The sequence below is a fragment of the Riemerella anatipestifer genome (genome assembly GCF_009663465.1).
In the GTDB taxonomy this organism is placed as follows: Bacteria; Bacteroidota; Bacteroidia; order Flavobacteriales; family Weeksellaceae; genus Riemerella; species Riemerella anatipestifer_C.
The window spans coordinates 38,363-50,380 of the sequence record NZ_QXHU01000005.1 but is presented as its reverse complement, the minus strand read 5'-3'; the positions used below and the strand labels follow the sequence as shown (position 1 = coordinate 50,380).

The following is a 12,018-nucleotide window of genomic DNA, read 5'->3' as shown; positions in this document are numbered from 1 at the left end:
TTTATTTGTGTAAAAATCCCTAAATTTGCAGGCTTTTAATCCATAATGTTATGAGAACTAAATCCACAGGAAAGAAAAAAATCAATGTAGTAACGCTAGGGTGTTCAAAAAATTTGTACGACTCGGAGGTGCTTATGGGGCAACTTAAAGCCAACGGAAAAGAAGTGGTGCATGAGCAAGAGCGTGGAGATATTGTGGTAATTAACACTTGTGGATTTATAGACAATGCGAAAGAAGAATCTATCAATACAATATTAGATTATGTGGAGGCGAAGAATAGGGGCGAAGTAGAGCAAGTTTTTGTAACAGGCTGCCTTTCGGAGCGATATAAACCAGATTTGTTGAAGGAGATTCCTGATGTAGACCAATATTTTGGGACGAGGGATTTGCCTATTTTACTCAAACATTTAGGAGCAGATTATAAGCACGAATTAGTAGGAGAAAGATTGACGACGACTCCTAAGCATTATGCTTATCTTAAAATATCCGAAGGCTGTGATAGACCGTGTTCATTCTGTGCTATTCCGTTGATGAGAGGAGGGCATGTTTCTACACCGATAGAAAAATTGGTAGAGGAAGCGAAAAAATTAGCCAAAAAAGGAACTAAAGAGCTAATTTTGATTGCACAAGATTTAACTTATTATGGTTTAGATATTTATAAGAAAAGAGCTTTAGGAGATCTTTTAAAAGAGTTGGTAAAAGTAGAAGGGATTGAGTGGATAAGGTTACATTATGCTTTCCCTACGGGATTTCCAGAGGAGGTATTGGATATTATCAGAGAAGAGTCTAAAGTATGTAATTATATTGATATTCCGTTGCAGCATATCAATACTGATTTGCTAAAGTCTATGAAAAGAGGGACAACGCACGAAAAAACCAATACTCTTTTAAATAAGTTTAGAGAAAAAGTGCCAAATATGGCGGTGCGTACCACTCTTATTGTAGGTTATCCAGGAGAGACGGAAGAGCGTTTCCAAGAATTAAAAAATTGGGTAAAAGAGCAAAGATTTGATAGGCTAGGTTGTTTCACTTATTCTCACGAAGAAAATACTACGGCATATCAGTTAGAGGATGATGTGCCTCAGGTGGTTAAGGAAGCTAGAGTGGAAGAAATAATGGCGTTACAATCTCAAATTTCTTGGGAGAAAAATCAAGAGAAAGTAGGGCAGGTATTCCGTTGTATTTTTGATAGAAAAGAAGGTAATTACTTTGTAGGGAGAACCGAGTTTGACTCTCCCGATGTAGATAATACTGTACTAGTGTCAGCGGAAAATACCTACATTTCTATTGGGGAGTTTGCTAATGTTCGTATCACTTCTGCAGAGGAATATGACTTATACGGGGAATTAGTCTAATCGTATTTGATTATTTCTGTACTCTTTCATAGGTCTGAAAACAAAAATCATAAGGATTTTGTTCATCTTTTTCGTGGCAAATTTCATCAGTTTTTAGCCATTCTTTTGGGTTGATTTTTGGGAAAAAGGTATCTGCCTTTAGAGTGGTATCCACCAAAGTTACTTCCAGTCGGTCAGCTTGGTCTATGGTCTGCTCATAAATGCTACCGCCACCAATGATGAAAATGTTTTCGTCTATTTTTTTTGCGAATTTAATGGCTTCCTTTAAAGTGCCAACAATTAGAATACCCTCTTCAAACCAATCATTTTTTTGACTAACTACAATGTTGGTTCTATTGGGAAGAGGTTTCCCGATGCTCTCGTAGGTTTTCCGCCCCATAATTATAGGGTGTCCTGAGGTTAAATTTTTAAAGTGTTTTAAATCTTTAGGTAAATGCCAAAGAAGCTGATTATTAGCACCTATTCCGTTATTTTTACCCATTGCTACTATGATGGTAGTCATTTTGTACTATTTTCTGACAAATTTAGCACATAATTTGTATACTAGGAGCAGATTTAATTTAAAATTATGAACAATAAAGGATGTATGAGTGCTAGTACTATTTTTATAGCACTAGGTGTTATTTTGGTAGGGCTTTTCTTTTGGGGAAAGTCAGGTTATAATACTTTTGTGGAGAAAGATCAAGAGGTAAACTCTAAATGGTCTAATGTGGAAACGGTTTACCAGAAAAGAGCTAACTTAATCCCTAATTTGGAAAGAACAGTAAAATCTTATGCTCAGTTTGAAAAAGAAACTCTAACAGGAGTGATTGAAGCCCGTTCTAAAGCTACTTCGGTAACTATAGACCCTACTAATATGACGGAGGCTGATTTAGCAAGGTTTCAGTCGGCACAAGGGGAATTGAGCGGAGCGTTGAGCCGTCTAATGGCTGTGGTAGAGCAGTATCCTAATTTGAAGGCAGACCAGCAATATACCAATTTCCAAAGAGAATATATAGCAATAGAGAATAGCATTAGAGCAGAAACGGTTTATTTTAACGAGGCGGTGAAGGATTACAATAATACGATTAAAACTTTTCCTAATAACATTTTAGCTAATTTTACTAACTTTAGAGATAAACCTTATTTCCGCTCCGAAGTAGGAGCAGAAAAAGCTCCAGAAGTTTTCAAATAATGGTTAAAGATTATCTTACAGAAGAACAACAGGCTTCCCTTGTGGAAGCCATTAAAATAGCTGAAGGTTTCTCCACGGGGGAGATTAGAGTTCATATAGATACCCAAACGGAGCTTCATCACGCTAAGAGAGCTTTTGAGGTGTTTCAATTGTTAGGTATGCAAAATACGAGACACAGAAATGCTGTGTTATTCCATATTAACTTTGATAATAAATATCTTACGATTATAGGTGATGAGGGCATTCATAAAAAGGTGAAACAAGAATTTTGGGACGGATTGCACGATGAAATTACCGCTTCGTTTGCTCAAGGTAAATATTATTTAGGGTTAAAGGAAGCTATTTTGAAGGCAGGTCAAGAACTCAAAAAAAATTTTCCTATAGAAGGACAAAATCATAATGAATTACCGAATGAGATTACATTCTCTTAAAATATTTTTATTTCTATCTTTTATTTGGTTTGGGGGGCTTGCAGCTCAGTATCAAATTCCTAAAAAGCCAAGTGTGCTTTATCCAGTTTATGATGAGGTAGGCTTACTTTCTGTCCAGGAGAAACAACAGCTCAACCAAAAGTTAATAGCCTTTGCAGATTCTACTTCTACCGAAATAATGGTTATTATTATTCCAACGACTAAGGGAGAAGATATTAACTATGTGGCTACAATGTTTGGGCAACAGTGGAAAATAGGGCAAAAAAAGGTAGATAATGGGGTGGTTTTTCTCATAGCTACGGAAGATAAGAAGGTGTCTATACAGCAAGGGCGTGCGGTAGAGCAGTATCTTACAGCTTCCACAGCGGGACAAATTATAGATTATCTTGTGGTACCTCGCTTTAAGACAGGTGCTTGGTACGAAGGTATAGATTACGGAACAACTGCGATTATAGAAGCTGTACAAGGTAAGTTTAAACCTATTCCCAAGTCTGAAGCAAATAGCGGATTGGTAAAGAGTATCATTATTTTTATTATAGTAGTATTCATTCTACTTATGTTTTCTGGTAGTGATTCTAATGGGAGAGGTGGTTATGATGATGAAGATGTAATGATTACAAGAAGAGGGAGACGCTCTTATTCTGGAGGATTCTTTCCTTTCCCTGGAGGTGGTTTTGGCGGTGGTTCTAGTAGTGGCGGCGGTTTTGGTGGTTTTGGTGGTGGCGGTAGCTTTGGCGGAGGTGGAGCTAGTGGTGGTTGGTAGTTGCTAACTTAAATTTTTAGATTACGTTTTAACAGATTTGTTTTAAATTCTAGGAGCTAGAAAGTGTTTTGTTTTCAGTGTAACATTTTTTAGTATCTTTGAGGTTAGAACAAATTATCGTTATGAAATTTAATAAAAATTATTGGCTAGCTCTGTTAGTAGTAGGATTATTACCTGCTCAAAAGCAAAAGTTTACAATGAGTGAAGCTGTCAATGGGCTTCGTTCTAATTTGGCGATTAAGAATTTACCTCAATTACGGTGGGCAAAAGATGGTTCAGGGTATATTCATTCAGTTAAGAATGCCTATATGATTACAGAGTATCCGTCAATGAAGTCAGATACTTTAATTTCTCTTTATCAAATCAACCAAAATTTAACAGGGGGTAGAAGATTATTTGGTTTTCCTAATCTTAATTTTATCAATAATAATACAGCTTATTTTTCTCAAAACAATACTTATTATTTGTTGGATAAAAAAGATAATGGCTGGAATATTAAAGAGTGGGAGCGTTTACCAGAGGATGCAGATAATATTACACTTTTATCAGATAATTCCACTTTTGTTTATACGGTTAAAAATAATCTTTATTGGCAAAAAAATGGACAAGCGTTTGCAATTACTGATGAAAAGAACGAAAATATCATTAGCGGACAATCAGTTCATCGTAACGAGTTTGGGATAGATGGAGGTATTTTCTCTGCTCCCGATAATTCTATGATTGCATTTTACAGAATGGACCAAACGATGGTGAATGATTATCCTGTGATAGATTGGTCGGTTACGCCTGCAAAAAATCATAATATTAAATATCCTATGGCGGGCGGTACTTCTCACCAAGTGAGTTTAGGAGTTTATGATGTAAAATCGAAAAGAACTCATTTTCTAAACATAGAAGGAGATAAAGAACAATATTTAACGGCGGTTTCGTGGAGTCCAGATGCTAAATATATTTTTGTAGGTGTTCTCAATAGAGACCAAAATCACCTCAAAATGAACCAATATGATGCTAGAACAGGTGTGTTTATCAAAACTCTTTTTGAGGAAAAAAGTGATAAATATGTAGAGCCACAGCACTCGTTGGTATTCTTCCCTAATTCTAATACAGATTTTATTTGGCAGAGCCAAAGGACGGGGTATAATCATTTGTTTCACTATAATTTGACTAAAGGTTTGGTTGGTCAAATAACAGAAGGCGACTGGTTGGTAAGTAATATTTTAGGATTCAATGCGAAGAAAAATGAAATTTATATAGAGGCAACTAAAGAAACACCTTTAGAAAAGCACTTATATAAGGTTAATTGGCACAACAAGAAAATGGTGCGTCTTTCCAAGTCGGCAGGTGTTCATAGAGGGTTGCTTAATCAGTCTGGGACGGTCTTGTTAGATAGCTATTCTAACGCAACTACGCCAAGAAAAATAGAGGTCATCAATACCAATACAATGGCATCTAGTACTTTGTTGTCTGCGGATAATACTTTGGAGGGATACCTTCGTCCAGAGGTTAAAAATGTAACACTGAAAGCAGATGATGGCACGCCTCTTTATGGAAAGCTGATTTTGCCGACTTCATTTAATCCAAATAAAAAATATCCTGTTATTGTTTATTTATATAATGGTCCACATCTTCAGTTAGTTACCAATTCTTTTCCTGCGAGTGGGAATCTTTGGTATGAGTATTTGGCACAGCGGGACTACGTAGTCTTTACTATGGACGGTAGAGGTTCGTCTAATAGAGGTCTAAAGTTTGAGTCGGCACCATTTCGTCAGCTAGGAACTGTGGAAATGAACGACCAACTAAAAGGGGTAGATTATTTAAAATCATTACCTTTTGTAGACTCTGAAAGAATGGGCGTTCATGGTTGGAGTTTCGGAGGATTTATGACGACGAGTTTAATGCTTCGTCATCCAGATGTCTTTAAAGTAGGCGTGGCAGGAGGTCCTGTGATAGATTGGAAGATGTATGAAATTATGTATACAGAGCGTTATATGGATACTCCACAGCAAAATCCAGAAGGCTATGCACAAGCTAATCTACTAGATAAGGTGCAAAATCTTAAAGGGAATTTACTCCTGATACACGGAGCTCAAGATGATGTAGTGGTATGGCAACATACGATTGATTTCTTGAAAGCAGCGGTTGATAAAGGGGTTCAGTTAGATTATTTTGTTTATCCAGGTCATGCTCATAATGTGATAGGTAAAGATAGAGTGCATCTGATGCAAAAGGTTACAGACTATTTTGATGCTCATTTAAAAAATAATAAAAACTAAATCTAAAGGCTCTAGGATTAAATATCTTAGGGCTTTTTTGATTAAAAAGTGGAAGCAAAGATGAAAGTCATTATTTCAGGAGGAACAGGCTTTGTAGGGAAACATCTTACCGAATATCTTCTCTCAAAGGGATATGAGATTTTTGTTTTAACTAGAAGGCTACCACCTCATAATCCACAGGATAATTTGCGTTATTTTGAATGGAAGCCTCAATTAAAAACCTTTGATAAAACGCCTTTTGAAATGGCAGATGCTATCATCAATCTTGCAGGAGCAGGTATTGCAGATGAACGCTGGACTATTTAAAGGAAAGAAATTCTCATCAATAGTAGAATTAGTGCTAATGAGACTATAATAAAGGCTCTGAAGGAGGTGGATAATCGTATTAAGACGGTAATTAGTACTTCTGCAATAGGTTGGTATGGGTTAGAAATTCCTAATGATATGCTTTGTACGGAAGATATGCCCGTTGCAGCAGATTTTTTAGCACAATTATGCCAAAAGTGGGAATACTCTATAAAGCCAGTTGAGGATTTAGGGAAAAGGCTGTGTATTCTAAGAACAGGCATTGTTTTAGGAGCAGACGGAGGAGCTTATCCTAAAATGACTCAGCCTTTAAATTATGGTGTTAAAACTTTACTTGGCAGTGATAAACAAGTGATGAGTTGGATTCATATCAAAGACCATTGTGCTATTTACCATCATTTATTGGAGAACGATCTGGAAGGTGTTTTTAATTCGGTGGCACCTAATCCAGTAACACAGAATGAATTTTTAAATCAAGTTCAAAAATCTAAAAAGAAGTATAGCCTGCCTGTAAAAGTTCCTAAATTCTTACTTAGAATGATACTAGGCGAACTATCGGATATGCTAACCTCCAGTGCTAAAGTTTCCTCACAGAAGATAGAACAAGCAGGATATAAATTTAAGTATCCTAACATAGAAGACGCTGTTGAAGATTTAGAAAAAAGTAACTAAATTTTAGTAATGATTTCTGCTGCTTTCTCGCTAGCTCCTTTTCCTCCTAGTTTTTCTTTAAGAATTTTATAGTCAGAAAGGAGATTAGTTTTATTTTCATTGAGTATCAGTTTGAGTTCTTTAACGAGGTTAGGGGTGTTGAGTTCATTTTGAATGAGTTCTTTAACCACTTCCTTATCCATAATTAAATTCACAAGCGAAATGTATTTAATATGTTTAATGAGGCGTTTAGCGATTTCGTAGGAGATTTTACTTCCACGATAACAAACCACTTCTGGGACTTCTAATAAGGCAGTTTCCAAAGTAGCCGTACCAGAGGTTACGAGTGCCGCATCGGAGCATCGGAGAAGGTCATAGGTTTTATTAGAAATAAAGCTAACCTCCCTATCTACATAACTTTCGTAGAAGGATTTAGGTAAACTAGGTGCTCCAGCGATTACAAATTGATAGTCCTTAAACTCGCTTCTAACGGAAAGCATTATTGAAAGCATTTTTTTTACTTCTTGTTCTCTAGAGCCTGGTAGTAGTGCAATGATTTTTTTATCGCTTAGTTGATGTTCTTTTCTAAAATTCTGAATATCAATCGGTGGTAAATCAGATAAAGCATCTAAAAGAGGGTGTCCAACAAAATGAGCTTCTATTTGATGTTTTTTATAAAAATCCTTTTCAAAAGGCAGAATAACGAGCATCTCATCTACATATTTTTTTATAGTATTTACTCTACCTTCCTTCCACGCCCAGAGTTGAGGGGAAATGTAATAAACTACTTTAATACCTAGCTTTTTTGCAAACTTGGCAATTCTAAGATTAAAACCAGGGTAATCTACAAGAATTAAGACATCAGGGCGAAAATTACGAATATCCTCTTTACAGAATTTAATATTTCTGAGTATAGTCCCTAAGTTTTGGACAACTTCTACAAATCCCATAAATGCCAAATCTCTGTAATGCTTTACCAAAGTGCCACCTTGTTGCTCCATTAAATCGCCACCCCAAAATCTAAAAGTAGCGTTAGGGTCTTTTTGTTTTAGAGCTTTCATAAGGTTGCTTCCGTGCAAATCTCCAGAGGCTTCTCCTGCTATAATGTAGTATTTCATTTATGAAGGATTTAGGGCAAAGATAATTAAAAATATAGGAAGCTATGCTCTGATATACAACTATTATTGTTGGAGAACTCTAAAAACAGAATATGAGAAATGAATTTTGGTTATATGGGAATATTCAATTAAGGAATAATTATCTATAAAAATACCCAACTCAAAAAACTTGAGATGGGTGAGTTATGTTTATTAAATTTTTATTCAATCTCTCCTCTCCATCAGCATAGAAGCAAAGTAAATTAGCTGAGCTAATGAGCCCAATGCTGCGACTACATAAGTTCTAGCAGCCCATTTTAGAGAGTCTTCAGCACCTGCATATTCTTGTGTAGTTACAGTACCTGTGCTTTTCAACCATTTTAAAGCACGGTTACTAGCGTCGTATTCTACAGGAAGAGTAACGAATGCAAATAGTGTTGTGATGGCAAATAGCCCAACTCCTACAGCTAATAAGGTTTTGTTACCGCTTGCAGCCATTACAGCGATACCGCCTATAAGAATAAATCGTAATAAGTTAGAACTGATATTAACGATAGGAACTAACTTAGAACGAAGTTGTAACATAGAATACTCTACGGCGTGCTGTACAGCGTGTCCACATTCATGAGCGGCAACGGCAGCAGCAGCGGCATTTCTTTGCATATAGACAGCTTCAGATAAGTTTACTGTTTTGTTCATAGGATTATAATGGTCAGTAAGTTGTCCAGGTATAGATACTACCTGAACATCGTGTATACCATTGTCTCTTAACATTTTTTCTGCCACTTCTTTACCAGAAAGTCCGTTACTAAGAATTACTTTAGAGTAGTGATTAAACTTTGATTTTAACCTCGCCGAAACAAGCCAACTTACTAGAGTGATGATTCCTAAAATAATATAATACCCCATATAATTTAATTTTTAGCCACTACTTAGAAAAAATTATGCCAAACTTTTATGTTATATTTGCTGTAAAAAATGACCCCAAATATGGCATCTATAGCAGTAAAAAAGGTAACTAATGACAGAGAATTAAAGGATTTTATAAAATTTCCAAATAATCTTTATAAAGAAAATTCCAACTACGTGCCACCACTTAACAACGACGAAAAGAATATTTGGAATGCTAAAGAAAACCCTGCTTTATCTTATTCTGATGCAGAACAATATTTAGCGTATAGAAATGGTGAAGTGGTTGGGCGTATTGCACTTATAGTTAATTACAAAGAGGAGAAAGAGTTAGGGATTAAAAAGTTGCGTTTTGGGTGGTTGGATTTTATAGATGATATAGAAGTTTCAAAAGCATTGATGGATAAAGCTGTACAAGTGGCTAAATCTAAAAATATTCCTAAAATTGAAGGTCCAATGGGGTTTACCAATTTGGATAAAGCAGGTATGTTGGTGATGGGGTTTGACAAGTTGGCAACTATGATAGGGATATATAATTTTGACTATTATCCAACACATTTGGAGCAACTTGGACTTAAAAAAGAAAAAGAATGGGTAGAGTTTGAAATTGATTTTCCAGAGCAACTACCAGAAAAAATAACCAAGTTTAGTGGTCTTATTAAAGAAAAATATAAGCTTAAGGTTCTTAGATTTAATCATAAAAAAGAAATATTGCCCTTAGTAGAGCCTATGTTTAAACTACTAGATGAAACTTATAAAAACTTATCTACCTACACGCCGATTTCAGATGAGCAAATCAAGACTTATAAAGAGAAATATTTTGGTTTTATAGACAAAGATTATATCATTTGTATTTCTGATGAACATAATGATTTAATTGCTTTTGCTATCACAATGCCATCTTATTCTAGAGCTTTGCAAAAGGCTAAAGGTAAGTTGCTTCCGTTTGGGTGGTGGCACTTTCTACAAGCAAGTAAGAAGAATGATAGAGCTAACTTTTACCTAATAGGCATTCGTCCAGATTACCAGCGTAGAGGAGTTACTTCTATTATCTTTGAAGAGATTTATAAAGTGTTTAAGAAGAAAGGGGTGAGGTTTTTAGAAACCAATCCTGAGCTTGAAGAAAATAAAAATATTCAACTTTTGTGGCAGGATTATAATCCGGTTAATCACAAACGAAGAAGAACTTATTCACTAGATATTTAAAGCATTTTCAATGAAAAAACAACTTTATCTTTATGCGATTTTAATTATTGTATTTATATTATATAATACGGTTTTAAAAGTAGAAGATGGGCGGATAGACACCATCATTAATATTGTCTTTGCAAGTGTGTTGTTTTTGTATATTGCTTACATAGCTTGGGTGATACTAAAGAAAATGAAAAATAGATAAAACATCTATTTAAAATAATTCTAAATTAACTAATTCTAAGTTATTTTGCTTTTAAAAAGGAGGTGGCTTTTTTAGTTTTAAGGTTTAATTTCTTAGCTTTGCAGGTCAAGAATTAAAGTTATTATGAGTATTCCAGAAAATTATGTTCCAATTTTAATACAAGCAGCTGTAGGTTTGGGGTTTGTATTGATTTCTTTGGTAGCTTCTCATTATTTAGGTCCTAGGCTTAATGGCGGTGTTAAAGATGATGCCTTTGAGTGTGGGGTAGAGATTGAGGGAGATGCGAGGACACCATTCTCTGTTAAATATTTTCTTACAGCTATTTTATTTGTTTTATTTGATATAGAAATAGTTTTTTTCTATCCTTATGCGGTCAACTTTAGAGATTTTGGATTAGAAGGCTTTTTAGCTGTCCTTACATTTGTAGCAGTATTTTTCATTGGCTTTTTCTATGTTCTTAAAAGAGGAGCTTTAGACTGGGATAAGTAAGAATGTTTAAGTAACCATTATATTTGAAAATTAGAAAAACGAGATGTCTAATAAACCTATTATAAAAACAGATGCACCAGCTCCTCAAGGGTATTCAGGAGAGGGATTCTTTGCCACAAAATTAAGTAGCCTTATAGGGATGGCGCGTTCTTATTCTTTATGGCCGTTACCATTTGCAACTTCTTGTTGTGGTATTGAGTTTATGGCAATGGCAATGCCGACTTATGATATGGCAAGGTTTGGTGCAGAAAGAATGTCTTTCTCTCCAAGACAAGCAGATTGTCTTTTGGTTTGTGGAACTATATCTAAAAAATTAGCACCTGTACTTAAGCAAGTTTACTCTCAAATGGCAGAGCCTAAATGGGTGATAGCTGTGGGAGCTTGTGCAAGTAGTGGTGGTATTTTTGATACTTACTCGGTATTACAAGGAATAGACAAGATTATACCTGTAGATGTGTACGTGCCAGGGTGTCCGCCTAGACCAGAACAAATATTAGAAGGGTTTATGCAAGTTCAAGCGCTAGCACAGAGTGAAAGTCTTAGGAGAAGGGATATGCCAGAATATAAAGCATTGTTAGAGAGCTACGGTGTTAAATAATTAAGATAATTTGAAATTGAGAGCTAGATTATCAAAAAATTAAAGAAGTTAAATCATTGTCAAATTATCATATAAAAAGATATGAACAACGAATTTGTTTTAGAGGCCATAAATAGAGAATTTCCAGAAGCGGTATTGTCAGTTTCTGAGCCTTATGGTTTATTAACATTAGAGGTTAAAAAAGAAGAAGTAAAAAAACTTATTCATCATCTAAAAGATTCTTCATTAGAAATAGGTTTCCTTACAGATATATGTGGTATCCATTACTCTCAAGATAAGGCTAAAGAGTTAGGGGTTATTTATCATCTTCATAATATGAAGACTAATTTTAGAGTTCGTCTAAAAGTGTTTATGCCGATAGAAGAAGCAGAGGTAGATACCATTTCAGATTTATATTCAGGAGCTAACTGGATGGAGAGGGAAACATTTGATTTTTACGGTATTAGATTTAAGGGGCATCCTGATTTAAGAATTATCTTAAATGACCCAGATATGGGCTATCACCCAATGCTTAAACAGTATCGCTTAGAAGATGGTACTAGAGAGGATAAAGATGATAAAATGTTTGGTAGATAG

Annotated in this window: 15 protein-coding genes; 12 read left to right on the top strand and 3 right to left on the bottom strand. The window is 35.2% G+C overall.

Going from position 1 to position 12,018, the window contains the following annotated elements:
• The first annotated feature begins 50 nt into the window (after window positions 1-50).
• Entirely contained in the window at window positions 51-1,355 is a 1,305-nt protein-coding gene (gene rimO, locus D1003_RS07870; protein WP_153936370.1) for a 30S ribosomal protein S12 methylthiotransferase RimO, read from the top strand.
• A gap of 10 nt (window positions 1,356-1,365) precedes the next feature.
• On the opposite strand, the gene D1003_RS07865 is transcribed toward rimO, so the two are convergent.
• Window positions 1,366-1,857, bottom strand: coding sequence for a dihydrofolate reductase (locus D1003_RS07865; RefSeq protein WP_153936369.1), 492 nt, complete (start codon window positions 1,855-1,857; stop codon window positions 1,366-1,368).
• A gap of 66 nt (window positions 1,858-1,923) precedes the next feature.
• Between D1003_RS07865 and D1003_RS07860 the strand changes: the two genes are divergently transcribed.
• The 6 genes from D1003_RS07860 (at window position 1,924) to D1003_RS07840 (ending at window position 6,974) form a co-directional block, all read left to right on the top strand.
• Window positions 1,924-2,529, top strand: coding sequence for a LemA family protein (locus D1003_RS07860; protein ID WP_052911772.1), 606 nt, complete (start codon window positions 1,924-1,926; stop codon window positions 2,527-2,529).
• A complete protein-coding gene (locus D1003_RS07855; RefSeq protein ID WP_153936368.1) occupies window positions 2,529-2,960 on the top strand; it encodes a TPM domain-containing protein in 432 nt (143 codons plus the stop codon). Before D1003_RS07860 ends, D1003_RS07855 begins: the two co-directional genes overlap by 1 nt.
• Entirely contained in the window at window positions 2,941-3,723 is a 783-nt protein-coding gene (locus tag D1003_RS07850) for a YgcG family protein (RefSeq protein WP_153936367.1), read from the top strand. The genes D1003_RS07855 and D1003_RS07850 overlap by 20 nt, the downstream gene beginning before the upstream one ends.
• Before the next feature lie 122 nt (window positions 3,724-3,845).
• A complete protein-coding gene (locus D1003_RS07845; protein WP_153936366.1) occupies window positions 3,846-5,996 on the top strand; it encodes a S9 family peptidase in 2,151 nt (716 codons plus the stop codon).
• Between the two features lie 60 nt (window positions 5,997-6,056).
• Entirely contained in the window at window positions 6,057-6,302 is a 246-nt protein-coding gene (locus tag D1003_RS11295; RefSeq protein ID WP_260393368.1) for an NAD-dependent epimerase/dehydratase family protein, read from the top strand.
• Window positions 6,303-6,311: 9 nt separating this feature from the next.
• On the top strand, window positions 6,312-6,974 hold the full coding sequence (locus D1003_RS07840) for a TIGR01777 family oxidoreductase (RefSeq protein ID WP_311710015.1): 663 nt from the start codon (window positions 6,312-6,314) through the stop codon (window positions 6,972-6,974).
• Here D1003_RS07840 and lpxB read toward each other — a convergent pair.
• The gene (gene lpxB, locus D1003_RS07835) at window positions 6,971-8,071 is read right to left on the bottom strand and encodes a lipid-A-disaccharide synthase (protein WP_153936365.1); all 1,101 of its coding nucleotides are present in this window, start codon (window positions 8,069-8,071) and stop codon (window positions 6,971-6,973) included. The two genes, D1003_RS07840 and lpxB, sit on opposite strands and share 4 nt — an antisense overlap.
• A gap of 204 nt (window positions 8,072-8,275) precedes the next feature.
• Entirely contained in the window at window positions 8,276-8,959 is a 684-nt protein-coding gene (locus D1003_RS07830) for a zinc metallopeptidase (protein WP_153936364.1), read from the bottom strand.
• An 81-nt stretch (window positions 8,960-9,040) separates the two neighbouring features.
• Between D1003_RS07830 and D1003_RS07825 the strand changes: the two genes are divergently transcribed.
• The 5 genes from D1003_RS07825 to D1003_RS07805 all read left to right on the top strand — a co-directional run bounded on the left by D1003_RS07825 (window position 9,041) and on the right by D1003_RS07805 (window position 12,018).
• Window positions 9,041-10,165 carry a GNAT family N-acetyltransferase gene (locus D1003_RS07825; protein WP_185148338.1) on the top strand — a complete coding sequence of 375 codons (1,125 nt, stop codon included), beginning with the start codon at window positions 9,041-9,043 and terminating at the stop codon, window positions 10,163-10,165.
• A gap of 10 nt (window positions 10,166-10,175) precedes the next feature.
• Window positions 10,176-10,355: a hypothetical protein gene (locus D1003_RS11290; RefSeq protein ID WP_153936362.1), complete on the top strand. Its 180-nt coding sequence runs from the start codon at window positions 10,176-10,178 to the stop codon at window positions 10,353-10,355.
• Window positions 10,356-10,478: 123 nt separating this feature from the next.
• Entirely contained in the window at window positions 10,479-10,844 is a 366-nt protein-coding gene (locus D1003_RS07815; protein ID WP_014938097.1) for an NADH-quinone oxidoreductase subunit A, read from the top strand.
• 43 nt (window positions 10,845-10,887) lie between these two features.
• Window positions 10,888-11,442, top strand: coding sequence for an NADH-quinone oxidoreductase subunit B (locus D1003_RS07810; protein WP_014938098.1), 555 nt, complete (start codon window positions 10,888-10,890; stop codon window positions 11,440-11,442).
• A gap of 81 nt (window positions 11,443-11,523) precedes the next feature.
• Entirely contained in the window at window positions 11,524-12,018 is a 495-nt protein-coding gene (locus tag D1003_RS07805) for an NADH-quinone oxidoreductase subunit C (protein ID WP_153936361.1), read from the top strand.

Excerpts from the sequence above, each read along its gene's own strand:
- D1003_RS11295 (WP_260393368.1), top strand. The coding sequence starts at position 6,057 with ATGAAAGTCATTATTTCAGGAGGAACAGGCTTTGTAGGGAAACATCTT.
- D1003_RS07855 (WP_153936368.1), top strand. The coding sequence starts at position 2,529 with ATGGTTAAAGATTATCTTACAGAAGAACAACAGGCTTCCCTTGTGGAA.
- D1003_RS07845 (WP_153936366.1), top strand. The coding sequence starts at position 3,846 with ATGAAATTTAATAAAAATTATTGGCTAGCTCTGTTAGTAGTAGGATTA.
- D1003_RS07815 (WP_014938097.1), top strand. The coding sequence starts at position 10,479 with ATGAGTATTCCAGAAAATTATGTTCCAATTTTAATACAAGCAGCTGTA.
- D1003_RS07830 (WP_153936364.1), bottom strand. The coding sequence starts at position 8,959 with ATGGGGTATTATATTATTTTAGGAATCATCACTCTAGTAAGTTGGCTT.
- D1003_RS07850 (WP_153936367.1), top strand. The coding sequence starts at position 2,941 with ATGAGATTACATTCTCTTAAAATATTTTTATTTCTATCTTTTATTTGG.
- lpxB (WP_153936365.1), bottom strand. The coding sequence starts at position 8,071 with ATGAAATACTACATTATAGCAGGAGAAGCCTCTGGAGATTTGCACGGA.
- D1003_RS07860 (WP_052911772.1), top strand. The coding sequence starts at position 1,924 with ATGAACAATAAAGGATGTATGAGTGCTAGTACTATTTTTATAGCACTA.
- rimO (WP_153936370.1), top strand. The coding sequence starts at position 51 with ATGAGAACTAAATCCACAGGAAAGAAAAAAATCAATGTAGTAACGCTA.
- D1003_RS07865 (WP_153936369.1), bottom strand. The coding sequence starts at position 1,857 with ATGACTACCATCATAGTAGCAATGGGTAAAAATAACGGAATAGGTGCT.
- D1003_RS11290 (WP_153936362.1), top strand. The coding sequence starts at position 10,176 with ATGAAAAAACAACTTTATCTTTATGCGATTTTAATTATTGTATTTATA.
- D1003_RS07810 (WP_014938098.1), top strand. The coding sequence starts at position 10,888 with ATGTCTAATAAACCTATTATAAAAACAGATGCACCAGCTCCTCAAGGG.
- D1003_RS07805 (WP_153936361.1), top strand. The coding sequence starts at position 11,524 with ATGAACAACGAATTTGTTTTAGAGGCCATAAATAGAGAATTTCCAGAA.
- D1003_RS07825 (WP_185148338.1), top strand. The coding sequence starts at position 9,041 with ATGGCATCTATAGCAGTAAAAAAGGTAACTAATGACAGAGAATTAAAG.